Source organism: Methylobacterium sp. J-090 (assembly GCF_022829345.1).
Lineage (GTDB): Bacteria > Pseudomonadota > Alphaproteobacteria > Rhizobiales > Beijerinckiaceae > Methylobacterium.
Window position 1 is genome coordinate 197176 of record NZ_JAKSXV010000098.1, and the last position, 22868, is coordinate 220043.

The 22868-nt window shown below is 69.2% G+C and carries 22 protein-coding genes and 2 pseudogenes; 7 read left to right on the top strand and 17 right to left on the bottom strand.

Translation table 11 applies throughout. The features are described from left to right. Positions 1-198: 198 nt before the first annotated feature. Together MKK49_RS20455 and MKK49_RS20460 are read left to right on the top strand one after the other, a co-directional pair. Positions 199-1203 (top strand): glycosyl transferase, encoded by a 1005-nt coding sequence (locus MKK49_RS20455; protein WP_244031669.1) that lies wholly within the window; start codon positions 199-201, stop codon positions 1201-1203. A gap of 13 nt (positions 1204-1216) precedes the next feature. After that, positions 1217-2143 (top strand): NAD-dependent epimerase/dehydratase family protein, encoded by a 927-nt coding sequence (locus MKK49_RS20460; protein WP_244031670.1) that lies wholly within the window; start codon positions 1217-1219, stop codon positions 2141-2143. A 54-nt stretch (positions 2144-2197) separates the two neighbouring features. Here the strand turns inward: MKK49_RS20460 and MKK49_RS20465 are convergent, their stop codons facing one another. The 7 genes from MKK49_RS20465 to MKK49_RS20495 form a co-directional block, all read right to left on the bottom strand. Next, positions 2198-2533 (bottom strand): PepSY domain-containing protein, encoded by a 336-nt coding sequence (locus MKK49_RS20465; protein ID WP_244031671.1) that lies wholly within the window; start codon positions 2531-2533, stop codon positions 2198-2200. A 73-nt stretch (positions 2534-2606) separates the two neighbouring features. Next, the gene (locus MKK49_RS20470; RefSeq protein ID WP_244031672.1) at positions 2607-4622 is read right to left on the bottom strand and encodes an SDR family NAD(P)-dependent oxidoreductase; all 2016 of its coding nucleotides are present in this window, start codon (positions 4620-4622) and stop codon (positions 2607-2609) included. A gap of 73 nt (positions 4623-4695) precedes the next feature. Further along, complete coding sequence (locus tag MKK49_RS20475; protein ID WP_244031673.1) at positions 4696-5544, bottom strand: DUF1206 domain-containing protein; 849 nt, start codon at positions 5542-5544, stop codon at positions 4696-4698. Between the two features lie 25 nt (positions 5545-5569). Next, on the bottom strand, positions 5570-5911 hold the full coding sequence (locus MKK49_RS20480) for a hypothetical protein (RefSeq protein ID WP_056093714.1): 342 nt from the start codon (positions 5909-5911) through the stop codon (positions 5570-5572). 40 nt (positions 5912-5951) lie between these two features. Beyond that, the gene (locus MKK49_RS20485; RefSeq protein ID WP_244031674.1) at positions 5952-6515 is read right to left on the bottom strand and encodes a Uma2 family endonuclease; all 564 of its coding nucleotides are present in this window, start codon (positions 6513-6515) and stop codon (positions 5952-5954) included. Positions 6516-6589: 74 nt separating this feature from the next. Beyond that, on the bottom strand, positions 6590-7156 hold the full coding sequence (locus MKK49_RS20490; protein WP_244031676.1) for a Uma2 family endonuclease: 567 nt from the start codon (positions 7154-7156) through the stop codon (positions 6590-6592). An 80-nt stretch (positions 7157-7236) separates the two neighbouring features. Further along, positions 7237-8682, bottom strand: a complete 1446-nt coding sequence (locus MKK49_RS20495; protein WP_244031678.1) for a homospermidine synthase — start codon at positions 8680-8682, stop codon at positions 7237-7239. A 282-nt stretch (positions 8683-8964) separates the two neighbouring features. Between MKK49_RS20495 and MKK49_RS20500 the strand changes: the two genes are divergently transcribed. Continuing rightward, positions 8965-9135 (top strand): hypothetical protein, encoded by a 171-nt coding sequence (locus MKK49_RS20500; protein ID WP_244031680.1) that lies wholly within the window; start codon positions 8965-8967, stop codon positions 9133-9135. A gap of 17 nt (positions 9136-9152) precedes the next feature. Here MKK49_RS20500 and MKK49_RS20505 read toward each other — a convergent pair whose 3' ends face one another. Then, positions 9153-9716, bottom strand: coding sequence for a GNAT family N-acetyltransferase (locus MKK49_RS20505; RefSeq protein WP_244031681.1), 564 nt, complete (start codon positions 9714-9716; stop codon positions 9153-9155). Positions 9717-9844: 128 nt separating this feature from the next. Then, positions 9845-11011 carry a type III PLP-dependent enzyme gene (locus tag MKK49_RS20510; RefSeq protein ID WP_244031682.1) on the bottom strand — a complete coding sequence of 389 codons (1167 nt, stop codon included), beginning with the start codon at positions 11009-11011 and terminating at the stop codon, positions 9845-9847. A gap of 749 nt (positions 11012-11760) precedes the next feature. Between MKK49_RS20510 and MKK49_RS20515 the strand changes: the two genes are divergently transcribed. Beyond that, on the top strand, positions 11761-13323 hold the full coding sequence (locus MKK49_RS20515) for a glucan biosynthesis protein G (RefSeq protein WP_244031683.1): 1563 nt from the start codon (positions 11761-11763) through the stop codon (positions 13321-13323). Continuing rightward, complete coding sequence (locus MKK49_RS20520; protein WP_244031684.1) at positions 13320-13814, top strand: GNAT family N-acetyltransferase; 495 nt, start codon at positions 13320-13322, stop codon at positions 13812-13814. The genes MKK49_RS20515 and MKK49_RS20520 overlap by 4 nt, the downstream gene beginning before the upstream one ends. 84 nt (positions 13815-13898) lie before the next feature. Here MKK49_RS20520 and MKK49_RS20525 read toward each other — a convergent pair whose 3' ends face one another. The 4 genes and pseudogenes from MKK49_RS20525 to MKK49_RS20535 all read right to left on the bottom strand — a co-directional run bounded on the left by MKK49_RS20525 (position 13899) and on the right by MKK49_RS20535 (position 17547). Continuing rightward, positions 13899-14138 carry a hypothetical protein gene (locus MKK49_RS20525; RefSeq protein WP_244031685.1) on the bottom strand — a complete coding sequence of 80 codons (240 nt, stop codon included), beginning with the start codon at positions 14136-14138 and terminating at the stop codon, positions 13899-13901. Between the two features lie 106 nt (positions 14139-14244). Then, positions 14245-14772: pseudogene (locus MKK49_RS24855) on the bottom strand (DALR anticodon-binding domain-containing protein); the annotation flags it as partial. Further along, a pseudogene (gene glyS / locus MKK49_RS20530) lies at positions 14749-16500 on the bottom strand (glycine--tRNA ligase subunit beta); the annotation flags it as partial. The pseudogenes MKK49_RS24855 and glyS, both read right to left, overlap by 24 nt. Before the next feature lie 99 nt (positions 16501-16599). Beyond that, the gene (locus MKK49_RS20535) at positions 16600-17547 is read right to left on the bottom strand and encodes a glycine--tRNA ligase subunit alpha (RefSeq protein ID WP_244031689.1); all 948 of its coding nucleotides are present in this window, start codon (positions 17545-17547) and stop codon (positions 16600-16602) included. Between the two features lie 201 nt (positions 17548-17748). Between MKK49_RS20535 and MKK49_RS20540 the strand changes: the two genes are divergently transcribed. Next, positions 17749-17988 carry a hypothetical protein gene (locus MKK49_RS20540; protein WP_244031691.1) on the top strand — a complete coding sequence of 80 codons (240 nt, stop codon included), beginning with the start codon at positions 17749-17751 and terminating at the stop codon, positions 17986-17988. Positions 17989-18005: 17 nt separating this feature from the next. Here the strand turns inward: MKK49_RS20540 and MKK49_RS20545 are convergent, their stop codons facing one another. From MKK49_RS20545 to MKK49_RS20555, 3 genes are all read right to left on the bottom strand, one after another. Continuing rightward, positions 18006-18881 (bottom strand): S49 family peptidase, encoded by an 876-nt coding sequence (locus MKK49_RS20545; RefSeq protein ID WP_244031692.1) that lies wholly within the window; start codon positions 18879-18881, stop codon positions 18006-18008. A gap of 95 nt (positions 18882-18976) precedes the next feature. Continuing rightward, entirely contained in the window at positions 18977-19783 is an 807-nt protein-coding gene (locus MKK49_RS20550) for a tRNA1(Val) (adenine(37)-N6)-methyltransferase (RefSeq protein ID WP_244031694.1), read from the bottom strand. Continuing rightward, positions 19764-19988: a DUF2007 domain-containing protein gene (locus MKK49_RS20555; protein WP_244031696.1), complete on the bottom strand. Its 225-nt coding sequence runs from the start codon at positions 19986-19988 to the stop codon at positions 19764-19766. Before MKK49_RS20555 ends, MKK49_RS20550 begins: the two co-directional genes overlap by 20 nt. Positions 19989-20180: 192 nt before the next feature. Here MKK49_RS20555 and MKK49_RS20560 point away from each other — a divergent pair, with 192 nt between their 5' ends. Beyond that, positions 20181-21200, top strand: a complete 1020-nt coding sequence (locus tag MKK49_RS20560) for a polyprenyl synthetase family protein (protein ID WP_244031697.1) — start codon at positions 20181-20183, stop codon at positions 21198-21200. Positions 21201-21228: 28 nt separating this feature from the next. Here the strand turns inward: MKK49_RS20560 and MKK49_RS20565 are convergent, their stop codons facing one another. Further along, on the bottom strand, positions 21229-22851 hold the full coding sequence (locus tag MKK49_RS20565) for a putative bifunctional diguanylate cyclase/phosphodiesterase (protein ID WP_244031698.1): 1623 nt from the start codon (positions 22849-22851) through the stop codon (positions 21229-21231). Between the last annotated feature and the right edge of the window lie 17 nt (positions 22852-22868).

Consider the following 22868-nt stretch of genomic DNA (forward strand, 5'->3'; position numbering starts at 1 on the left):
GACCTCTTCTCACCAAGGATCGCTCCGGAGTGCAGGCGACGCCACCCCGGGGCTTGAGATTCCGAAGGGATTATCCCTTCGGCGGGTATCGGGCAGAGCCCGACGTCGTCCCAGGGCTCCGCCCTGGACCCGCGAAGGGCTCGGCCCTTAGAAACCCGACACGTTTCGGGGGGAGATCTCCCGTATCACGGACCTGTCATGCTCCTCGCGCCGCTCGTCGCCGTCCCCCTCGCCGCCGGGGTGAGCGCGGGGCTGATCCTCGCCCTGCGCCAGCTCCTCCAGCGCTACGCCCTCGCCCGTCCCAATGCCCGCTCCAGCCACACGGTGCCGACCCCGCAGGGCGGCGGCATCGCCATCGTGCTGGCGGTCCTGGCCAGCGTCGGCGCCGGGCTGGCCCTGCGCGGGGCCGGGCTCGACGCGCTGGAGGCCCTAATCCTTGCCCATGCGGTGCTGGCGCTCGCCGTCCTTGGCGCCGTGGACGACATCCGTCCCCTGCCGGCCTCCCTCCGGCTCGGCGTGCAGATTCTCGTCATCGCCGGACTGGTGATGGCGGTGGGCGGGCGCCTGATGCCGGGGCTGCCAATGGCGGTGGAACGCGCCGCCGCGATCCTGGCGGGCGTCTGGTTCGTCAACCTCGTCAACTTCATGGACGGGCTCGACTGGATGAGCGTCGCCGAATTCGTGCCCCTCACCGCCGCCCTGCTGCTCCTCGGTATGGTCGGGGGACTGCCGTTCCTGCCCATGCTGGTTGCTGGGGCCCTCCTCGGGGCGATGCTCGGCTTCGCGCCGTTCAACCGGCCCGTGGCGCGGCTGTTCCTCGGCGATGTCGGCTCCCTGCCCATCGGCCTGCTCGGGGCATGGCTGCTCTATCGCCTCGCCGTCGAGGGTGGGTTCGCCGCCGCGATCCTGCTGCCCCTGTACTACCTCGCCGACGCGACCCTGACCCTGGGCCGCCGGCTCCTGCGGCGCGAGCCGGTCTGGCAGGCTCATCGCTCGCATTTCTACCAGCGCGCCACCGACAACGGATTTTCGGTCATCGCCGTGGTCGGCCGGGTCTTCGTTCTCAACATCGCCCTGGCGGCCCTCGCCGGCGCAACCTTGCTTTGGCCGTCCTGGCCCGTCACCGTCCTCACTTTCGGGGCGGGGGCCGCCCTGGTGGCCGGTGTCCTGCACGCCTTCGCGCGGCGCCGGACCACCGCTTGAGGGGGAGAAGACTTTGGGCGGACAGCTCATCGCGTTGACGGGGGCCACGGGGTTCATCGGCCGCCACCTGCTCCACGCCCTCTCGGCCCAGGGCTACCGGGTGCGCGTTCTGCTGCGCCGGCCGGTCACCGTGCCGGAGGGCGCGAGCGGCGCCGTGGTGGGGGATCTCAGCCGCCCGATGAACATGGCGGCGGCGCTCGCCGGGGTCGATGCCATCGTGCATTCGGCCGGACTCGCACACGCCATGTCGGGCACGCCCGAGGACGACTTTCGCACGTCCAACACCGAAGCCACGCGGCGTCTGGCCGAATGTGCCGCCCGGGCCCGGGTGCGCCGCTTCGTGTTCCTGTCCTCGATCCGCGCCCAGACCGGTCCGAGCGCCATCGGCACCGTCTCCGAGAGCGATGCGCCCGCGCCGACGGACGCCTATGGCCGCTCGAAACTGGCGGCGGAGGACGCGCTCGCCGAGATCGGCCTCGACTGGGTCGCCCTGCGGCCGGTCCTCGTCTACGGCGCGGGCGTGAAGGGCAACATGGCGGCGCTGCTGCGCCTCGCCCGCACGCCCTATCCCTTACCGCTTGCGGGCCTCACCGCCCGGCGCTCCCTCGTGTCCGTGGACAACCTGGCCGGGGCCGTCATCGCCGCCCTCAGCGCGCCCGCGCCCCTCGGCCGGCCCCTCGTGGTCGCCGAGCCCGATCCCCTGAGCCTGCCGGAGATGATCGAGGCGCTGCGCGAGGGACTCGGCAAGGCGCCGAAACTCGTCCGGGTGCCCACCGGCCTCATCGGTCTCGCCTGCCGTCTCGCGGGACGGGAGGAGGCCTATGCCCGGCTCTCGACAACGCTCGTCGCCCGGACCGACGGCCTGTCGGCCTTGGGCTGGACCCCGTCGCGCACGACGCGGGACGGGCTCGCCCGCTTCGCCCGCGCCGAGACGGCATAGAAAAGGGCCCGGCACATGACGCCGGACCCTCGGATCTCGAAACGCGAAGACGCCTCAGCGGCGCACGTCGATCACGTCGCCGGAGCGGCTGTCGAGGACGACGGTCATGTCGTCGCCCCGCCGGTCGGACCCGCGCACGATCATCCGGGGCCCGCGACGATCGACGCCGTCCACATCGACGAGACCTTCGCGGCGGGCGATGCGGGTGGCCTCGCCGCGGCTGAGCTCGCTGCGCGGGGGACCGCGATCGTCATAACCGCGCCGGTAGCCCGGATCGACCTGAACGCCGCCCGGTCCGATGGAGATACCCTGGGCGAAGGCGGGCGCGGCGGCGAGGCCGAGGGCCATCGCGAACACGCTGCCCGCCAGGAGCTTCGAAACACTCTGCAAGATCTTCTCCTCGGATCGTCCGACCGCGCCGGTCAATCCGGCCGGCCCGGTCTCTAACGTTCGGGTCAGCGCCTCAATGACGAAGCGCTGCCGTTGGTTCCCGCGATTTGCGTGAGGGACCAACAGGAATCGGCTGGTCCGGTTCCGTCTCCGGCACGGGCAGCGGCGGCGTCGGACGATTGCGGAAGTCGGGAATCGCTTCGCAGAATACCGCCTCCGCCGCCGCCCGGTCCTGGCACGCGACCGCCGCATGCAGACGCGCGATCCAGCCGTCGAGGACCGTCCGATCGGCGAAGACCGGGCGCGCGGCCATGACACCATCGATCCCGTCGAGGGCGACGCGCGGCTCCTCGCGGGCGAACAGGATCTCGTTGAGGCGCTCGCCGGGGCGCGAGCCCGTGTGGACGATGTCGATATCGACGCCGGGTTCGAAGCCGGCGAGCCGGATCATCCGCTCGGCGAGGTCGCCGATGCGGACGGGCTGGCCCATCTTGAGGACGTAGACCGCCGCGCGCTGATCGACGCCGCCCGCGCAGGTCACGGCGCGGGCCTCCCGGTCGGCGTGCGAGGCGGCGGTGAGAACGAGGTCGGCGGCCTCCCGCACGGTCATGAAGTAGCGCACCATCTCGGGGTCCGTGACGGTGACGGGGCCGCCCCGGGCGATCTGCGCCTTGAACACCGGCACGACGGAGCCGACGGAACCCAGCACGTTGCCGAAGCGCACGGCGATGAGCCGGGTCGGTACCGCGTCCGCCGCGCATCCCTGAGCGGCGTCATGCGCCTGGGCGACCATCTCGGCGAAGCGCTTGGTGGCGCCGAGCTGCGATACCGGCTCGATGGCCTTGTCCGTGGAGATCATCACCAGGGCCCGCGCGCCGACCGCCAGAGTGGCCTCCGCGACGTTGATGGAGCCGAACACGTTGGTCTTGATGCCCTCGGTCCAGTCGCGCTCGAGATAGGGCACCTGCTTGAGAGCGGCGGCGTGGAAGACGTAGTCCGGCCGGAAATCCGCGAAGACGGCGTGAAGCCGGGCGGGGTCGCGGATGTCGGCGAGGACGCCGGTGACGTCGGCCTCGGCCAGATCCGGCCGGCTCAGGATACCGTGGAGCGCCGGCTCCGAACTCTCGACCACGAGCACCGCGGTCGCGCCGAACGCCACGGCCCGGGCACAGATCTCCGAGCCGATGGAGCCGCCGCCGCCCGTCACGATCACGCGCTTGGCCGTGAGCAGGCGCTCCAGGCGCGGCCGGTCGATGGCGACGGTGGGACGCAGGAGCAGGTCCTCGATCTCCAGGGGCGCGAGGCCGGCGTCGCGCATGTTCTCGCCGAGACTCGTGACGCGCGACAGGGGCAGGCCGAGGCGGCGGGCGCGGGCGATGACGTCGTCGGGTTCCGCCTCGGGCGCGAGGGCGCTCGGGACGGCCACGAGGCGGCGCACGGGCGTGCCGTCGCGGGCGAGTTCGGCCACCACGCGTTCGAGATCGGCGAAGGATCCGAGGACGGGCACGCCGCGCATGGTCTGACCGGTCTCGTCGACGCGCGGCGACAGGATGCCCTTGGGTGCGAGACGCCGCACGGAGCCGGATTCGATGGCCCGCACCAGGATCTCGATCTCGCTGCCGCGCCCGAGCAGCAGGGTCGGCGTCGTCGCCGCGCGGGCCTGGCTCTGCCGCGAGCGGGTGTATTTGAGGTAGCGGAAGGCGAGGCGCGGGCCACCGAGCAGGAAGATCTGCAGCACCCAGTACAGGCCGATGGCGATCTTGCCGAAGAAGTAGAACCCGTACATCGTCGAGGAGACGAGGACGTAGTCCAGCACCAGGAGCGCCAGGGCGAGCACACTCGCCGCCCGCACGATGCCCGCAAGGTCGGGCAGAGAGGCGAAGCGCCACTTGGTCCGATAGAGCCGGAACCGCGTGTAGACGAGGGCCGCGAACAGCACGAAGGGCGGTAGCAGCAGGGGAAGCGCGTGCAGACGCTCGGCGAGGGGATCGCCGTTGAAGCGGAAGACGAAGGTGAGGATCACGGCCAGGGCAGTCGCCACGCAATCGTGGACCACCATCACCGCGTTCTTGTAAATGCGCTTCTGCATGGGTTCCGGGCCGAAGCGCGGTATCGGCGCCGGCCCCGGATCTGTCAACGCACGCGCCGGCGTCCGAGGTCGCTCAACTCGCGCCGCGCAGGGCGTCGCGTACGGCGTCGTCGGTCTCGTCGAGGTCGGGCGCGTCGATGTGGCGGAACCGGGCCTGAATCAGGCCGAAGACCCCGAACGCGACATGGCCGGCGGCCACGATGGCGAGGAGCACCCAGCCGTAGGGCTGCGCCCGCAGGGCGGCGAAGGCCCCGGCGAGGCCCTTCACCTCGGACGACGCCTGATACCACGCCGCCGCGATGAAGAACCCGCCGATGATGACGAAGGCGACGCCCCGCGCCGCGTAGCCGAACTGCCCCACGGGTTTCGCCCACCCGCTTTGGCTGCTCGCGAGCTTCAGCCGGTCGGTGACGTTGCCGGTGGCCGCTTTGGCGAGGAAGGCGACGCCGCCCGCGATCACCCCGAGGCCGATGAACCCGACGAACCACAGGCCGAAGGGTTTGGCGAGGAGCCAGGCGGTCCAATCCTGCATTCCATGACCACCCTGCGAGCGGCGGCCGAGGCCCAGCGCGAGGCTGCCGGCGGTGATGGCGAGACCCGAATAGATCACCGCGCTGCCGACATGGGCGGCCCGGACCACGAGCCCCTTCGGCGAGGTGCCGCGCCGGTCGGCATCGGTCAGCCCCTCGACGAAGCGCCAGAGGGCGAAACCCGCGAGGCCAAGCGCGATGATGCCGACCAGAATGGTGCCGAACGGCCCGGCGAAGACCCAGCGGATCGCGCTCTCGCTGTCGTCGGCCCGGCCGCCGCGCCCGAGGGCGGCCAGGAGCGCGAGGGCGCCGACGACGCAGTAGACGATCCCGCGCGCGCCGTAGCCGAAGCGGGCGAGGCGTTCGATGACGTTTCGGCCGAGGAGATTCACGGATTTGCCTGACGTCCGGTGGAGATCACTCCACCGAACGCGCGGCCTTGCCGGTGAGTGCCACGTAGAATCCGAGCCCGTCGCCGGCCGGCAGGGTCTGGAGGCGTTCGACCAGCCCCTTGCGCTTGGCATCGAGGAGCAGGCGGCCGGTGGGCTGAAACAGGGTCTCGCCCCCGCCCTCGGGCGGCGGATCGAGGCGGATGGCCACGGTCTTGCCCTTCCCGAAGCGGCTGCGCTCGAGCATGTCGGCGAGGGAGGCCTCCGCCGTCGGACGGTTGGTCCCGCGCAGGTCGAGCACGGATTCGGCGTCGGTGACGCCGAGCGAGCCGCGGAGCTTGTCGGCGTAGAAATCTTCGAAGTGAGGCAAGGGCGAAACCTTGGATGGGCGCGCCGGACGGCGGGCGATTCTAGAAGACGATGTCGGTGTAGAGATCCCGGACCGCAACCGACCCGCCGAGTTCCGGCAGATCGAGGACGCCGTCACCGTACAGGATGTCGATGTCCCACCCCTCCGCCGCACGGCGCCACACCTCGATCCGCACCTCGTCCTGCGAGACGAGGAGGAAGCGGTGGAGGCTCGGGACGCTGCGGTAGAAATCGGTCTTGCGGCCGCGGTCGAGGCTCATGGTGCTGGGCGAGAGCACCTCGGCGACGAGGATCGGATCGGAGGAATACCCGTCCGGCAGCAGGGGACCGCAGCGCACGACCGCGTCGGGGATCGGCGCGAAATCATCCATGGCGGCGCTGAGGACGGCGAGGCCGGGCAGGGCGCGGCAGCCCTTCCGATCCGCTAGATCACCAAGTTGCCGAATGATCCTTGCCACGATCGCCTGATGCCGCTCGCGGGGCGGCGACATGAGCAGGGGCTCGCCGTCGATCAGCTCCCAGCGCTCGCAGTCCGGCCGGTCCTCCACCCAGAGGCGATATTCGGCGACACTCATGCGGGTCTCGCGTCGCGCCGCGACGGCCATGGCGGTCTCTCCCGATCGACCCCCGGATGGTAGCATCCTGGCGGCGGCCCGCAACGGCGGCGCGCGTGTCCGAGTCAGATGATCCCGACGCGCGCGTAGATCTCGGAGACGGCGAGGGTTCCGTCGAGTTCGGGCAAGTCGACGGCTTCGTCGGGCCCGACCCCGCGCATGCTCCACCCCGCGTCCCCGCGGCGCCACACTTCGACCCGTGCCGTCTCTTGATCGACCATCAGGAAGGTGCACAGGCTCGGCACCGTGCGATAAAACATCGTCTTTGCACCGAGGTCGGCCTTCTGGGTCGAGGGCGAGAGGACTTCGGCGAGAAGTACCGGGTCGCGGGTATAGCCGTCCGGGCCGAGGGGGCCGCAGGTCACGACGATATCGGGGATCGGCGCGTAGTCGTCCATGGCCGCGCTGAGCACGCCGAAGCCCGGGAGCGCGTTGCACCCACGGCGTTCGGCGAGGTCGTCGAGCCGCCTGATCAGGTTGGCCACGATGCGCTGATGCCGGGCCGATGGCGGCGACATCATCACCGGCACACCGTCGATCAGCTCCCAGCGCTCGTCGCCGGGCCGGGCCTCGACCCACACTTTGTAGGCGGCGACATTCAGACCCGTCTCGACCCGCGCGGCGACCGCCATCACTCATCCCCTCGAACGAGCACCCATGGTAGCACCGCGAACGCCGCCCGCAATCGCGGGCGGCGTCGCTCAATCTTCGATCAGCCCTGGACCAGCACGTTGCGGAACTGCCAGGGATCGGTCTCGTCGATGTTCTCCGGGAACAGGCCCGGGCGGCCGGTGAGCGGCGTCCAGTCGGTGTAGACGCCCACCACCGGGCCGAGATACGGCATCTGCACCTCGAGGCAGCAACGGAAATCCATCTCGTCGGCCTCGACGATGCCGGCCTTCGGGTTCTCGAGGGCCCAGACCATGCCGGCGAGGACGGCCGAGGTCACCTGAAGACCGGTGGCGTTCTGGTAGGGGGCGATGCGGCGGGTCTCCTCGATGGAGAGCTGCGACCCGAACCAGTAGGCGTTCTTCTCGTGGCCGTAGAGGAGCACGCCGAGCTCGTCGATGCCGTCGACGATCTCGGTCTCGTCGAGGATGTGGTGCGTCTCCTGCACGGCGGCGGCCTTGCCGAACATCTCGTGGAGCGACAGCACGGCGTCGTCGGCCGGGTGATAGGCGTAGTGGCAGGTCGGCCGGTAGGCGGCGCGCTCGCCCTCCAGCACGGTGTAGTAATCCGAGATCGATACCGCCTCGTTGTGGGTCACGAGGAAGCCGAACTGCGCCTGGGCGGTCGGCGTCCACGAGCGCACGCGGGTGTCGGCGCCGGGCTGGAGGAGATAGATGGCGCAGCGCGACCCCTTCTCCTGGTCGCGAGCATTGTCGGGGCGCCAGGTCTCGTGGGTGCCCCAGCCGAGCTCGGCCGGCTGGTTGCCCTCGGAGACAAAGCCCTCCACCGACCAGGTGTTGACGAAGACACCCCGGGGCTTCGGGTTCTTGGCGCGCTGGGTGTCGCGCTCGGCGATGTGGATTCCCTTGACGCCGACTTCCCGCATCAGCTTCGCCCAACCGGTGCGGTCCGTCGGCTCGGCCGCGGTCAGCCCGATGTCGGACGCGACGTTGAGGAGCGCCTGCTTGACGAACCACGACACCATGCCGGGGTTGGCGCCGCAGCACGACACGGCGGTGGTACCGCCGGGGCTCGCGGTGCGGGCATCGAGGATGTCCTGGCGCAGGGCGTAGTTGGTGCGATCCCCCTGGCTCTTCGACTTGTCGAAGTAGAAGCCCGGCCACGGCTCGGCGACGGTGTCGATGTAGAAGGCACCGAGCTCGCGGCACAGTTCCATGATGGCGCGCGACGAAGTGTCGACGGAGACGTTCACGCAGAAGCCCTGGCCGCCGCCTTCCGTGAGGAGGGGGGTCAGGATCTCGCGATAGTTCTCCCGGGTCAGCGCCGCCTGCTCGAAGCGCAGGCCGTGCTGGTCGGCCAGCGCCTTGTGCGCGTCGGAGGGCTCGACGACGGTGAAGCGGCTCTTGTCGTACGCGAAGTGGCGCTCGATCAGCGGCAGGGTGCCGCGTCCGATGGAGCCGAAGCCGATCATCACGATGGGGCCGGTGATGCGGCCGTGGACGGGCCAGGCGGTGGCGGCTTCGGTCATGGGGCAGGCTATCCTTCAACTGGTCGAGCGTCGCGTCGCGTGCACGCGTGGCCGACGCACCTAGCCGGCTGAGATGACGCGCACGCGACGGGCTCAGTGGCGGCTGGCGTCCGGCGGGTCAACCGCGGGCCGCCGGTTACTAACGAACGATGAACCCGTCCATGCTCCCACCGCAGGTTTGCATCCCATCCGGCGGGATTGCGAGCCCCGAGGGCGAGGTCGATATTGCACTGCAACAAAGCCGGAGGACACGCCACCCCATCGACGCCAAGGATTCAAGCCATGCTCGCCTTCCTCACCGCGAACCTGCCCGCTCAGGCCGAAGAGCCCATCGACCGCGATCCCGGCATCATCACCCTGGCCGCCACAATGCTGCGGGCGCTCACCCGTCAGACGGACGCCGCCTTCCGTCGCCGCTGCGATCTCGCCGGGCAGACCAATCCGAATCGCTGAGCCGGACCGACCGCCCGTCAGGCTACCCGTCGTCGCGACGCCGCCCCGGCGTCGCCGAAGACCGGGATCGGAGCGTCGGCCTCACCCCATGCCCCCGTCGCCCGCACGATTCCGCGCGCGCCATCCAGGGCACCGGGCCGCAGATTGAGACCTAGAAAACGCTCGCGTTCGAACGGCCCCGGCATGGCCAGACCGGCGGTCAGCGACGGGGTGAAACCGAAGCGCGCATAGTACGGCGCGTCCCCGACCAGCAGTACTGCGCCGTGGGCGAGCGCACCCGCCCGTGCCAGTGCGTGGCGCATGAGGCCGGCACCGAGGCCGAGGCCCTGGATCTCCGGATCGACGGCGAGGGGCCCGAGCAGGAGGGCCGGCCGGCGCAGGCCCGCCTCGACGTGCCAGAGACGGATCGTACCGGCAACGCACCCCCTATGCTCCGCCGTGAAGGCGAGCCCCTCGGCCGGAAGCCGTCCCTCGCGCAGGCGCTCGGAGGTCTTCAGGCGTCGGGCGTCGCCGAAGCACAGGTCGAGCAGGTGCTCGCGGGCGGCGCTGTCGCCCGGACGTTCATGGCGAATCTGAACCAAGGCCACACCCTTTCCCGAAACTTGGGCGGGGGACGAACGATCCTCGCGTCGGGCGCAAGCCCTCGGTCCGGGATGGGTTTGCCCGCAAGACCGGTGACCGGTCTCGCGGGACTGGCTCGTAGGCCGAACTAGATGACGAATTGCTGAAGGGGCGGGAAGCCGTTGAATGCCACCGCCGCGTAGGTGGTGGTGTAGGCACCCGCGCCCTCGATCAGGACCTTGTCGCCGATGGAGAGCGACACGGGCAGCGGATACGGCACCTTCTCGTAGAGCACGTCGGCCGAATCGCAGGTCGGGCCGGCCAGCACGCACGGGCTCGTACGATCCCCGTCGTGATCCGTGCGGATGGCGTAGCGGATCGACTCGTCCATGGTTTCGGCGAGGCCCCCGAACTTGCCGATGTCGAGGTAGACCCAGCGGATCTCATCCTCAGCCTCAGACTTCTTCGAGACGAGTACGACCTCCGCCTCGATCATCCCGGCATTGCCGACCATGCCACGGCCCGGCTCGATGATGGTCTCCGGCAGGTGGTTGCCGAAATGCTTGGTGAGCGCTCGGAAGATCGCGTCGCCGTAGGATTCCACGCCCGGCACCGCCTTGAGGTACCGGGTCGGGAAGCCGCCGCCGAGATTGACCATCGACAGGGCGATGCCCCGGTCGGCGCATTCGCGGAAGATCGTCGCGGCGGAGGCCAGCGCCCCGTCCCAGGCTTCGGTGTTGCCCTGCTGCGAGCCGACGTGGAACGACACACCGTAGGCGTGCAGGCCCTGGCGGCAGGCATGTTCCAGCACGTCGACGGCCATCTCGGGCACGCAGCCGAACTTGCGGGACAGAGGCCACTCGGCGCCGGCGCCGTCGCAGAGGATGCGGCAGAACACCTGCACGTCGGCCGCCGCGATGCCGGCCGCCTCGGCGGCGCGCGAAATCTTCTCGACCTCGGCTTCGCAATCGACGGCGAACAGGCGCACGCCGAGCTTGAGGGCGCGGCCGATGCAGCGCTCCTTCTTGATGGTGTTGCCGAAGGAGATGCGGTCAGCTGTGGCGCCGGCGGCGAGCGCCATCTCGACCTCGACCACGGAGGCCGTGTCGAAGCACGAGCCCATCTCGGCGAGCAGACGCAGGACCTCGGGGGCAGGATTGGCCTTCACGGCGTAGAACACCCGGGTGTCGGGCAGGGCGCGGGCGAAGGCGGTGTAGTTGTCGCGCACCACATCGAGGTCGAGGACCATCACGGGGCCTTCGTCCTGGCCCATGTCACGGCGCGCGCGCAGGAAGTCGCGGATGCGATCGGTCATGCTGTTTCCAACCCACAGGTTCGCGAGCGCCCGTCTCGGGGCGCGCTGTCGAATGTCAGGACGACACGAGTCGTCCGGCGTCTGGGGGCGATGCGACGCGTCGCGCGGCGTGCTTTGGAGACACGACGTCGAACACGGGCACGGAGCACCCGGAAGCTGCCTTGGATTGGAAGGGAGATCCCCACCGCACGCCGGGCAAAGAGAAACAAGCCTCTTCGGTGCCGGCCTTTGGAGGGCCGACGAGACCAAAAAAGCCCGTTCGTCGTTGCTTTAAGCTGCGTCCCCCGTGGAGAGCGGGGTTCGCCGGTTTCGCCTCCGGCTGCCGGTTGTTGTCGGGGTCCGGTGTCGCCACCTGGATGCCGGCCGGAGGGAATCCACCCTATCGACCATCGATCCTTTAAGACCCCTGGCGGCTGTCCGGCAGTTGGCCGGATGCCCACCAACCGACACGCGGCCACAGGCACGTGCGAAATTGGGCAAGGGCGCTATACGCCCAGGGCCTTCCCGTCACAAGGAAAAACGCGGATTTTCCCCGCTCCGCGATGCCGCACCGGGGAGATTGTTGCACAAACACCGCGCCGGCCCGCGCCGCCCCTTCCCAAGCCCGGACGGACGCGCCATCAAGCGGGCGATTCGCCGATCGACGGTCCAAGAGTGCTCACAAAACTCCCGGTCACCGTCGGTTCGCGCTGTGAGCACGGCGCTGCAGCGGGAGTTTTGCGAGAGACACTGAAGCAGGGCGCAGGATCATGACAGAACCGAACCGCCGCGCCGTCGTCACGGGCTTGGCCGTCACCGGCCTGCTCGCCGGCTCCGCCGCGGGGCAGGAGGGTCGTCCAAAACCCTTCGGCTTCGCCGATGTCGAGCGGCGTGCCGAGACCTTGTCGAAGGTGGCGTACGTGGCGAAGGCGCCGAGCCTGCCGGCCCCCATCGCCAAGCTCGATTACGATGCGTGGCGCGACATCCGGTTCAAACCGGACAAGGCGTTCCTCGGCGCCGAGGGCAGCCCGTTCCGGCTGCAGCTGTTCCACCTCGGCTTCCTCTACGACCGCCCGGTGACGGTGAACCTCGTGCGCGGCGGGGTCGCAACGCCGATCGCCTATCAGGCGAGCCTGTTCGACATGGGGCGGACCAAGGTCGACAAGCCTCTGCCGGTGGATCTCGGGTTCGCCGGTATCCGCATCCATTCCTTCCTCAACAGCCCCAAACTCCTCGACGAACTCATCGTCTTCCTCGGGGCGAGCTACTACCGTTTCCTCGGTCGCGACGAACTCTACGGCCTATCGGCGCGCGGGCTAGCGGTGAACGCCGAGGGGCAGGACGGGCCGGAGGAATTTCCGGTGTTCCGCGAATTCTGGGTGACCATGCCAGAGGCGAACGCCGATGCGCTGGTCGTCGACGCGCTCCTCGACAGCCCCGGCCTCGCCGGTGCCTTCCGCTTCACGGTGTACCCCGGCGACGAGACCACGGTTGCGGTGCGGGCCACCCTCCATCCGCGCACGGAGCTCGCGACCCTCGGCCTCGCGCCGCTAACCTCGATGTTCTTCATCGGCGAGAACGACCGGCGCCATTCCGACGATTACCGTCCCGAACTCCACGATTCGGATGGGCTCCAGATCGCGGCCGGCAGCGGCGAATGGCTGTGGCGTCCCCTCGACAATCCGAAGGACCGGCGCTTCTCCCACTTCGCCGACACGGACCCGAAAGGGTTCGGCCTGCTCCAGCGCGATCGCAACTTCGAGACCTATCAAGATCTCGAAGCCTCCTATCAGCGCCGGCCCGGCTACTTCGTCGAGCCCGACGGCCCCTGGGGAGAGGGGGCGGTGATGCTGATGGAACTGCCCACCGATACGGAGACCAACGACAACATCGTCGCCTGCTGGCGCCCGCGCCAGCCCTACGCGGCCGGCGAGGCCGTGAGCCTGTCCTACCGGGTGCGCAGCGTCGGCGGCGACCCGCTCCATCCCGGCGCCCGCGTGGTGAATACCTTCGGGGCCGCGGCACTCGCGAGCGGCACCGCCAAGGCCGACGAGGCGAAGGGCGCCCTCAGCCGGCGCTTCCTCGTGGATTTCGCGGGTGGGGACCTCGCCTATTATCGCGCCGATCCGACCAAGGTCGAAATCGTCGCCAACGCCTCGGACGCCCGGGTCACCGCGACGTCCCTCGTCACCAACCCTCAGACGGGCGGCCTGCGCGCGGCCATCGACGTCGCGGTGAACGCCCCGGGACAGACGACGGACCTGCGCGCTTTCCTCCGGGCCGGTGGGCGGACGCTCTCGGAAACCTGGGTCTATCCCTGGACCGCCGCGTGAGCGCAGCCTTGCAACAGCGTGCTGCAACGCCCGTCATCACCATACGACCGGCGCGAATCGAGGATCTCGACGCCCTCGTCGCCCTGGAACATGCCGCGTTCTCCATCGACCGGGCGGAGCGGCGGGCGATTCGCCACGCCATCCGTTCGGCGAGCATGACGCTGCTGGTGGCGCTCGCCGACGACGATGCCCGCGAAATGCTCGTGGGCGCCGCGACGCTCGAGCGGCGCAAGGGCAGCCGCAACGCACGCCTTTCCTCCATCGCCGTCTCGCCCGCTCGCGCCGGGATCGGTCTCGGCGGCCTCATCCTCGACGCGGCCGAGTCCGACGCCGCCGCCCATGGCTGCACGCACCTGCGCCTGGAAGTCCGCGCCGACAACGGCGCCGGCATCCGCCTCTACGAGCGCCGGGGCTACGCCCGCTTTGCCGTGATCGCGGACTATTACGAGGATGGCATGGAGGCGTGGCGCTACGTGAAGGCGCTGTCGTAGGGCCAAACAAAAACCCGCCCCGGCGGAGGCCAGGACGGGTGTTGTGGGCTTGCCGTGCCCCGGCATCGCGCCGGGGTGGGTGAATCAATCGCAGACTTCCTTCGTGACCGTCTTGCGGTCGCCGACGTCGTTTTCCTTCGTCACGGTCTTGGTGGCGCAACCGTCCGCGCTCTCGCGGGTCTCGACGGTCTTGCGCTCGCTCGCGGGCCGCTCGACCACCACGTCCGGCGCATCGCGGCGGATGATCGTGGTCTCGGCCTGGGCCAGCGCCGGGGCGCCGACGAGGAGCGCCAGGGTGGCGGCGGCGAAGAGCGGATTGCGCATGGGGAGACCTCCGTGTTGAAACGTCGGCCCCCAACGGGCGACCAAGCGAGACGGTTCCGGATTTCCTCGACAGTCTTGCGCAAATCTCCCGAAGTATCAGCGCCCGTCAGCCCTCGATCTTCGAAAAATCCGCGACTTCCCGCGTCGCCGCCCGCAGGGCGTTGAGGAGGGCGAGGCGGTTTTCTCGGAGCGCCGGGTCCTCTGCGTTCACCGTGACCTTCTCGAAGAACGCGTCGACGGGTGCGCGCAGGATCGACAGGGCCTGCATGGCACCGGCGAAGTCTTCCCGTTCCACCGCCGCCGAGGCAGCTGAGCGCGCCGCTATGAGGGCGTCGGACAGGGCGCGCTCCTCCGGCTCGCCCCGCGCGGCCAGCGCCGCATCGGGCACGGCCTCGTAGGACCGCCCGTCCTTCTTCTCCTCGATCCGAAGGATGTTGGCCGCGCGCTTGTAGCCGGCGAGGAGGTTCTTTCCGTCGTCGGTCTCGAGGAACTTGCCCAGGGCCTCAACGCGGCGGACCACCATCAGGAGGTCGTCCTGGCCCGGCAGGGCGAAGACGGCGTCGATGAGGTCGTGGCGGGCGCCCTGGTCGCGGAGGTAGACTTTTAGGCGGTCGGCGAAGAAAGAAACCAGATCGGCATTGAAAAAATATGACTCGGCTGATTTTACGACCCGATACTCTGTTGCGCCCGCTTGAATTGGTGGAAGCAGAGAACGATCGAAAGGCGAAAATTTCTCTTGAGCTGCAGTCAGATTTACAAATTCAACTGGATATTCTTTGTATGAAGAGGGCATTCCCATCTTCGCATTCTGAATTAGGAGTTCTTGGAATGCGTGACCGATCTGGCTGTGCAAAGGAAGGCGCACTTTGCTTTCCAAAATCAGTCTAATCACACCCAGGGCGGCCCGTCGCAAAGCGTAGGGATCCTTGCTGCCCGTCGGCTTCTCGTCGATGGCCCAAAACCCCGCCAGTGTGTCGAGCTTGTCCACCAACGCGACAGCAACGGCGACAGGATCGGTCGGCACGCGGTCGGAGGGACCAACCGGCTTGTAATGGTCTTCGACGGCTGCAGCGACGCTGGCGTGTTCGCCTTGCAGGACAGCGTATTTCCTGCCCATGAGGCCCTGAAGCTCAGGAAACTCGCCGACCATCTCGGTGACGAGATCGGCCTTGGCGAGGCGGGCGGCGCGCTCGGCGAGGTCGGGATCGGCGCCGACCAGGGGTGCCAGTTCCCGCGCCAGGGCGGCGATCCGCTGCACCCGCTCGCCCTGCGTCCCGAGCTTCTCGTGGAACACGATCGAATCGAGCTTCGGCAGCCGGTCTTCCAACCGAATCGCCTTGTCGGTCTCCCAAAAGAACTTCGCGTCCGAGAGGCGAGCCCGCACCACGCGCTCGTTGCCGGCCGTGATGGCGAGGCCGCCGTCGCTGGCGACGAGGTTCGAGGTCAGGATGAAGGCCGGGGCTAGGCGCTCGGCGCCGGGCTCGCGCAGGACGAAGCACTTCTGGTTGGCCTTGATGGTGGCGCGGATGGCCTCGGCCGGGATGTCGAGGAAGGCGGGGTCGAAGGTGCCGAGGAGCACCACGGGCCATTCGACGAGGCCGGCGACCTCCTCGAGCAGGCCCTCGTCCTCGACGAGTTCCAGGCCGCGCGCGAAGGCCAGATCGCGGGCATCGTGCAGGATGATGTCCTTGCGGCGGTCGGCGTCGAGGACGACCTTGGCGCGCTCCAGGGCGGCGACGTAGTCGTCGAAGCGGCGGACCTCGATGGCCTCGGGGGCGAGGAAGCGGTGGCCGTAGGTGGTGGTGCCGGCCGCGATCCCGTCGACGCTGAACGGCACGACGTCGGGCGTCTCGGTCTCGGGGCCGAAGGTGGCGACGATGGATTGCAGGGGCCGCACCCACCGCAGGGCGCCGGCTTGCGCCGAGGCCGCGCCCCAGCGCATGGATTTCGGCCACGGGAAGCTGCGGATGATCTGGGGCAGGATTTCGGCCAGGACATCGAGGGTATCGCGACCGGGCCGCTCGATGATCGCGACGTAGAACTCGCCCTTCTTCGGATCGGAGACGATGGTCGCCTGGTCGAGGCTCGCGAGGCCCGCGCCCTTCAGGAAGCCCTGCACGGCACCCTCGGGCGCGCCGACGCGGGGGCCCTTTCGCTCCTCGCGCACGTCCTTGCCGCGGGCCGGCAGGCCGGCGATGTGGAGGGCGAGGCGGCGCGGCGTCGCGAACGCCTTGGCCCCGTCGTAGAGGAAACCGCGATCGACGAGGGCGTCGGTGACGAGCTTCCTCAGGTCGTCGGCCGCGCGCCGCTGCATGCGGGCGGGGATCTCTTCGGAACGCAGTTCGAGGAGGAGGTCGGGCATGGGATCAGGCGGCGTCCGAGATGATTTGTCCAAGGTGTCGCTGGCGCGGCGGGGGTCGCCATCGACGTCGAGAGGCCAAGTCGCAGTGTGGCCCTCGGATCAGGCCGCGCCACCGCCGGCCGTCTTCAGATACGCGGCTCCGCAGGCCTTGGCGAGTTCGCGCACCCGCAGGATGTAGCTCTGGCGTTCGGTCACCGAGATCACGCCGCGCGCGTCGAGGAGGTTGAAGACGTGGCTCGCCTTGATGCACTGGTCGTAGGCCGGCTGCGCCATCCGGTGCCGTCCGGACTCGCCCTCCGGCGCACCGGCGTCGAGGTAGGTCCGGCAGGCCTTCTCCGCGTCGGTGAACTGCCGGAACAGCATCGCGGTGTCGGCGGCCTCGAAGTTGTGACGCGAGTATTCCTGCTCCGATTGCAGGAAGACGTCGCCGTAGGTGACCTTGTCGTCGCCGGTGCCGCCGTTGAAGTTCAGGTCGTAGACGTTCTCGACGCCCTGAACGTACATGGCGAGGCGCTCCAACCCGTAGGTGAGCTCGCCCGCCACCGGCGAACACTCGACGCCGGCGACCTGCTGGAAATAGGTGAACTGGCTCACCTCCATCCCGTCGCACCAGCATTCCCAGCCGAGGCCCCAGGCGCCGAGCGTCGGGCTCTCCCAATCGTCCTCGACGAAGCGGATGTCGTGGAGCTTGAGATCGACGCCGATGGCGTCGAGCGACGCGAGGTAGAGCTCCTGCAGGTTCGGCGGGTTCGGCTTCAGGATCACCTGGAACTGGTAATAGTGCTGCAGCCGGTTGGGGTTCTCGCCGTAGCGGCCGTCCTTGGGGCGCCGCGAGGGCTGGACGTAGGCCGCCTTCCAGGGCTTCGGCCCCAGCGCCCGCAGGGTCGTGGCCGGGTGGAAGGTGCCTGCGCCGACCTCCATGTCGTAGGGCTGCAGGATCACGCAGCCCTGCGCGGCCCAGAACCGCTGCAGCGTCAGGATCAGGCCCTGGAACGAGGTATGGGGCGCGAGATCGACGGCGCTCGACGTGTGGAGGGCGCTCGACATGGGCAATCCGGTCCGTGGAGGGGCGGCCAGCGTTTAAGAGCCGGGTCGGGGGTGTCAAGCGAACCCGGTGCGCGGGCGCACGCAATTTCGCCCCAATTCCGCCGGGGGGCCGGAACTGTCACGCTCCCTGCCAAGTTTATCCGACAATCAGGCAGTCTTCGCCGTCGCAGAGCGACGGGCAATCATTTGGATCAACGCGCCATGCGCTCGTCTTTCGCAGTCTTCGCCGCCCTCGCTGCCGCTTCCCTCGCCGCCACGCCCCTGGTGATGGGCGCCTCGAACGCCTTCGCGACGCAGGAGCCCACCAACGTCATCACCATGCCGGCGGTGGTGACCCCCATCGATGTCGTCACCGTGCCAGCCCCGGCCGCGGCCGAGACCTGCACCCGCAAGGTCCGGGTGGTCTACGCCGGCTACGGCGGCGAGTCCTGTGCCCGCTGATTCCTGCGCCCGCTGATCTAAAGACCGAAGCGCGCCCAGGCGGCGCGCTCCTCGATGACCGCCAGGGCCTCGCCGGCAAGGCCGGCACCAGTAAGCCCGGCGGTGCTTCCGGGATTCGCCCGCCGCAGCAGGCGCGCGACGAGGGAACCCCGCTTCTCCGCGACCATGACGAGCTGGACTTCTTCGCCAAAGCGCGCCCGCAGGGTCGAGCGCGCATCGCCCAAGCCATCGATTAGGCCAAGGCGCAGGGCCTGACGCCCGGTCCAGACGGCACCGGTGAACAGGTTTTCGCCTTTCGGATCGAGGGTCGGCCGGCGCCCCCGCACCAGGGTGGTGAACAGGTCCTGCACGTCGGCCTGAATCTGCTTGAGGCGGACGATGTCGTCGGGATTCTCCGGCCGGAACGGGTCCAGCATCGCTTTCGCTTCGCCCTGGGTGTGGACGCGGCGCTCGACGCCGAGGCGCTCGATGAGCCGGTCGAACCCGAACCCCGCCGAGACCACGCCGATGGAGCCGATGAGCGACGTCGGATCGGCGATGATATCGTCGGCCGCGCAGGCGATCATGTAGCCGCCCGACGCCGCCACATCCTCGACGAAGGCGTAGACCGGCAGGGATTTCTCCGCCGCGAGCGCCCGGATGCGCTGGTGGATGAGGTGAGACTGGGCCGGCGAGCCACCCGGCGAGTTGATGATGAGCGCCACGGCCGCGATGTGCGGGGTGGCGAAAGCCTGCTCCAGGGGACCGGCGAGCCCGGCGATGGACAGGCCCGGCCGAAATGGCGAGGCCGCCCCGATGGCGCCGCTGAGGCGCACGACCGCGACACGCGGCTTGCGCCTGCGCCAACGTGCGGGGAGGAGCGCGCGCAGGGAAGTCGGGATCGTGAACGCCATCGTGTCTCGCTCGGGGGAGGATAAGGTCCGCGCGCCGAAGCTTCGGCGCGATCCATCGACTCAGATGGGATGCGGGTTCCGCTTCGCCAGCGCGCTCATGGTGCGTCGTCGGGCCCGATCCAGGCCGCTCCGGCGTTCAGGGTCGCGGCGAACGGCGTGAACGCGCCATCCGCTTCATGGAGCACCACGGGTGCCAGCAGAGCGAACGGCGCGCGGCTTCCCTTCACGGCGGTGACGAGCACCCGGATCGCCGCCATGTCGGCCCGTGCCTGGACCGGCCGGACCGCGATGGCGCCGAAGCGTCCGTGCAGGGCGTCGAGGCAGGCGGGCAGGGCATCGGCCCGGTGGATCAGCCCGAGGCGTCCGCGCGGGCGCAGGAGCTCGACACAGGTACGCAGCCAGCGATCCAGGCCGCCGGCCGGCAAGGTGTGGGCGGACGCCTTGCCGGCAACGGGCGAGGCACGGTGGCGGCCGGCCTCGAAGAACGGCGGATTGGTCAGGACGAGATCGGCGAGGCCCGGGACGAGGCCGGCCATCCGCCGCTCGGCGCCCCCGGCGAGGATGTCGCCTTCCAGCACGGCGACGCGCGCGCTCATCCCGTTGAGGGCCGCGTTGTCCCGGGCCAGGGCGGCCAGCGCCGGATCGCGCTCCACGAGGACGAGACCGCATGTCGGCGCGCGCAGCGCCATGGCGAGGCCGACGGCCCCTGTCGCGGCACCGACATCGCAGATCGTCGTGCCCGGATACGGCCGGACGAGACTCGCGAGCAGCACCGCATCCGTGCCGGCCCGATGCGCGCCGCGTTCCGGCTGGCGCAGATGCAGGCGTCCCCCGAACCAAGCCCTCTCGAACGCGGCCTCGACGCCGGATTCTCCGGGCGGCTCAGGCGTCGCGCAGTTCATGGGCGAGGCCTGCCTCCGTCAGCAGGCGGCGGGCCTGCGCGGCGTGGTCCGCCGGAACCAGAAGCCGGCGCGTGAAGGCGCCAATGGAACCCTCGAGTCCGCTCATGTGATTGTCGGCGATGAGAACCGGGATCTCGGCACCCGCCAGGAGGGACTCGGCGAAGCCGATCAGGACGATGTCGTTGCTGCGGATGAGTTCGTTCATCGTACCTCCGACGCGGCGGAGGTTTCGCCCCCGGTCACGGCTCTTGCGGCATGGTGCGTGTTGCAGCGCCTCCGAGCCCATGCGATGGGGTGCCGCACGGAAGTCGATCGCGCAAGACGAGGTTGTGGCATTCGGGTCGGCCGGTTCCGGCGGACCCGCACCAGACCCGTCGGGTTGGGAGGCAGCGGGGTTTTGGGCGTCGTAGTACCCTTGGAAGAGAGCCGCCCCGATCCGGAGGCGAGCCTGACGGACCTCGTGGCCCTGGTGGCCGCCGGCATGGAGCGCGTCAACGCGACCATCCTGTCGCGCACCGGCTCGTCCGTGCAGATGATCCCGGAAGTGGCCAACCACCTCATCGCGTCCGGCGGCAAGCGCCTGCGCCCGATCCTGACCCTCGCCACGGCCGACCTGTGCGCCTACGCGGGCGACGGGGCGGTGAAGCTCGCCGCCAGCGTCGAGTTCATGCACACGGCCACCCTCCTGCACGACGATGTCGTGGACGAGAGCGACATGCGGCGCGGCACGGTGGCGGCGCGGATCAAGTGGGGCAACGAGGCCAGCGTGCTGGTCGGCGACTTCCTCCTTGGCCAGGCATTCCGGATGATGGTCGAGGTCGGCTCGCTCAAAGCCCTCGACATCCTGTCGGCCGCCGCGACGGTCATCGCCGAGGGCGAGGTGATGCAGCTCGCCGCCGCCAAGAACACCGAGACGACGGAGGACGAGTACCTCGCCGTCATCCGTTCCAAGACCGCCGAACTGTTCGCCGCCGCCTGCGAGGTCGGGCCGGTGATCGCCGAGCGCCCCCGGGCCGAGCAGGCCGCGTGCCGCGCCTACGGCATGAACCTCGGCATCGCCTTTCAGCTCGTCGACGACGTTCTCGATTACGGCGGGACCAGCGCGAGCCTCGGCAAGAATGTCGGCGACGATTTTCGCGAGGGCAAGATCACGCTTCCCATCGTCCTCGCATTCCGACGCGGGACCGACGCGGAACGGGTGTTCTGGAAGCGGGCCCTGGAGGATGGCGACGTGTCGGAGGACGACCTCGCCACGGCGCTCGCCATCCTGCGCCGCCACCGGGCCCTCGAGGACACCATCGAGCGGGCACGCCATTACGGTGCCATGGCCCGCGACGCCCTGGGACTGTTTCCCAATGGTCCGATGAAACAGGCGCTGCTTCAGGTGGTCGATTTCTGCATCGCCCGCGCGCACTGAGAGGGGCGGGGCACCCCGCCGCCTCGGATTAGGCGGCAGAGGCGTTCGGCGGGACGAGAGGGAACTCCGCCGATGACGCTTCGAGATCGGCGATGACGATGTTGCCGGCCCTGTCGGACCATTGGGTCAGGAGCCCGTCGGTGGTCTCCTTGTTCATCGGCTTGCCGAACAGGTAGCCCTGTCCGTAGGTGCAGCCCTGGTCGGCGAGCCAGTCGACGCTCGATGCTGTCTCGATGCCCTCGGCCGTCGTCGAGAGTCCGAGGCTCGATCCCAGTGCGATGATCGCATCCACGAGCTTGGCCCGGTCCTCGCCGAGCGGGATCGAGGCGACGTAGCTGCGGTCGATCTTCAGCTTGTCGAATTGCAGTTCGCGCAGGTGGTAGAGGCTCGAATAGCCCGTGCCGAAATCGTCGAGCGCGATGCGGACGCCGAAATTCTGCAGGGACTTCAAGGCGACGCGCGCGGATTCCAGGTCGTTCACCAGGGCGGTCTCGGTGATCTCGATCTCGAGGCGGCCGGGTGCGAATCCGGTCTCCGTCAGGATGGCGAGGATACGCTCGGGAAGGTGCTTGTCCTGGAGCTGCAACGGCGAGATGTTGACGGCGAGCTGCAGGTGGCCGGGCCACGATTTGGCATCGTTGCAGGCCTTGCGCATCAACACCCAGCTGAGGTCGGCGATCATGCCGGTCTCTTCGGCGAGCGAGATGAACTCGACCGGATTCAGGAGACCGTGTTCGGGGTGGCGCCAGCGGGCCAGGACCTCGAATCCGATGAGTTCACGGCCGGGGAGTTGCACCACCGGCTGATAGAACGGCTCGATCTCGCCACGCTCGATGCCGAGGCGCAGATCGGTCTCCAGGCGGGCACGGACCTTGAGGGCGTGCCCCATCTCCAGGTGGAAGAAGCGGAAGGTGCCGCGGCCGTCGCGCTTGCCCTGGTACATGGCGACATCGGCGGCATGCAGGAGCGAAACGGCGTCGGGATTGCTTTCCGAGGCCAGGGCGATGCCGATGGTGGCACCGACCTCGACTCGGCTCTGCTCCCACGCCACGGGTTTCGACAGCGCGGCGATGATCTGCTGGGCGAAGCGGGGCACGGCCTCGCTGTCGAGGCCGTACTCGATCATGACCGCGAATTCATCGCCGCCCAGGCGCGCGATCATGCCGCCCTCGGGAACCAGGGCACGCATCCGGTCGGCCACGGTACAGAGAACCGCATCGCCGGCCGCATGGCCATGGACGTCGTTCACCGGCTTGAAGCGGTCGAGGTCGATCACGAGGACGGCGATCGCCGCCGGCCCGGGCCCCGACAGACGATCGTCGAGGGTCTCCTTGAAGAGGCGGCGGTTGGCCAGACCCGTGAGGGCGTCGTGGCGGGCGGCGGATTCCGCACGATCGCGGGCGAAATCGCGGGCCATCATAGCCTGTCGCAGCTTGAACGACTTGCGGATCGAAGCGACCACGAGGCCGAAGCTCATGCAGATGGCGAGCATGAGCAGATCGTGAAGATGGTGGAAGGTCGTGAAGTTCAGGAGATAGTCGAACAGGCCGAGTTGAGTGCCGGCAATCCAGATGCAGACGCCGATCATCATGAGGCACAGGGCCTCACGCAACTCACCTTCGCCCCACGAGGCTTGCTTCGTCTCTTCCATCTGATGCTCCCTAAGAA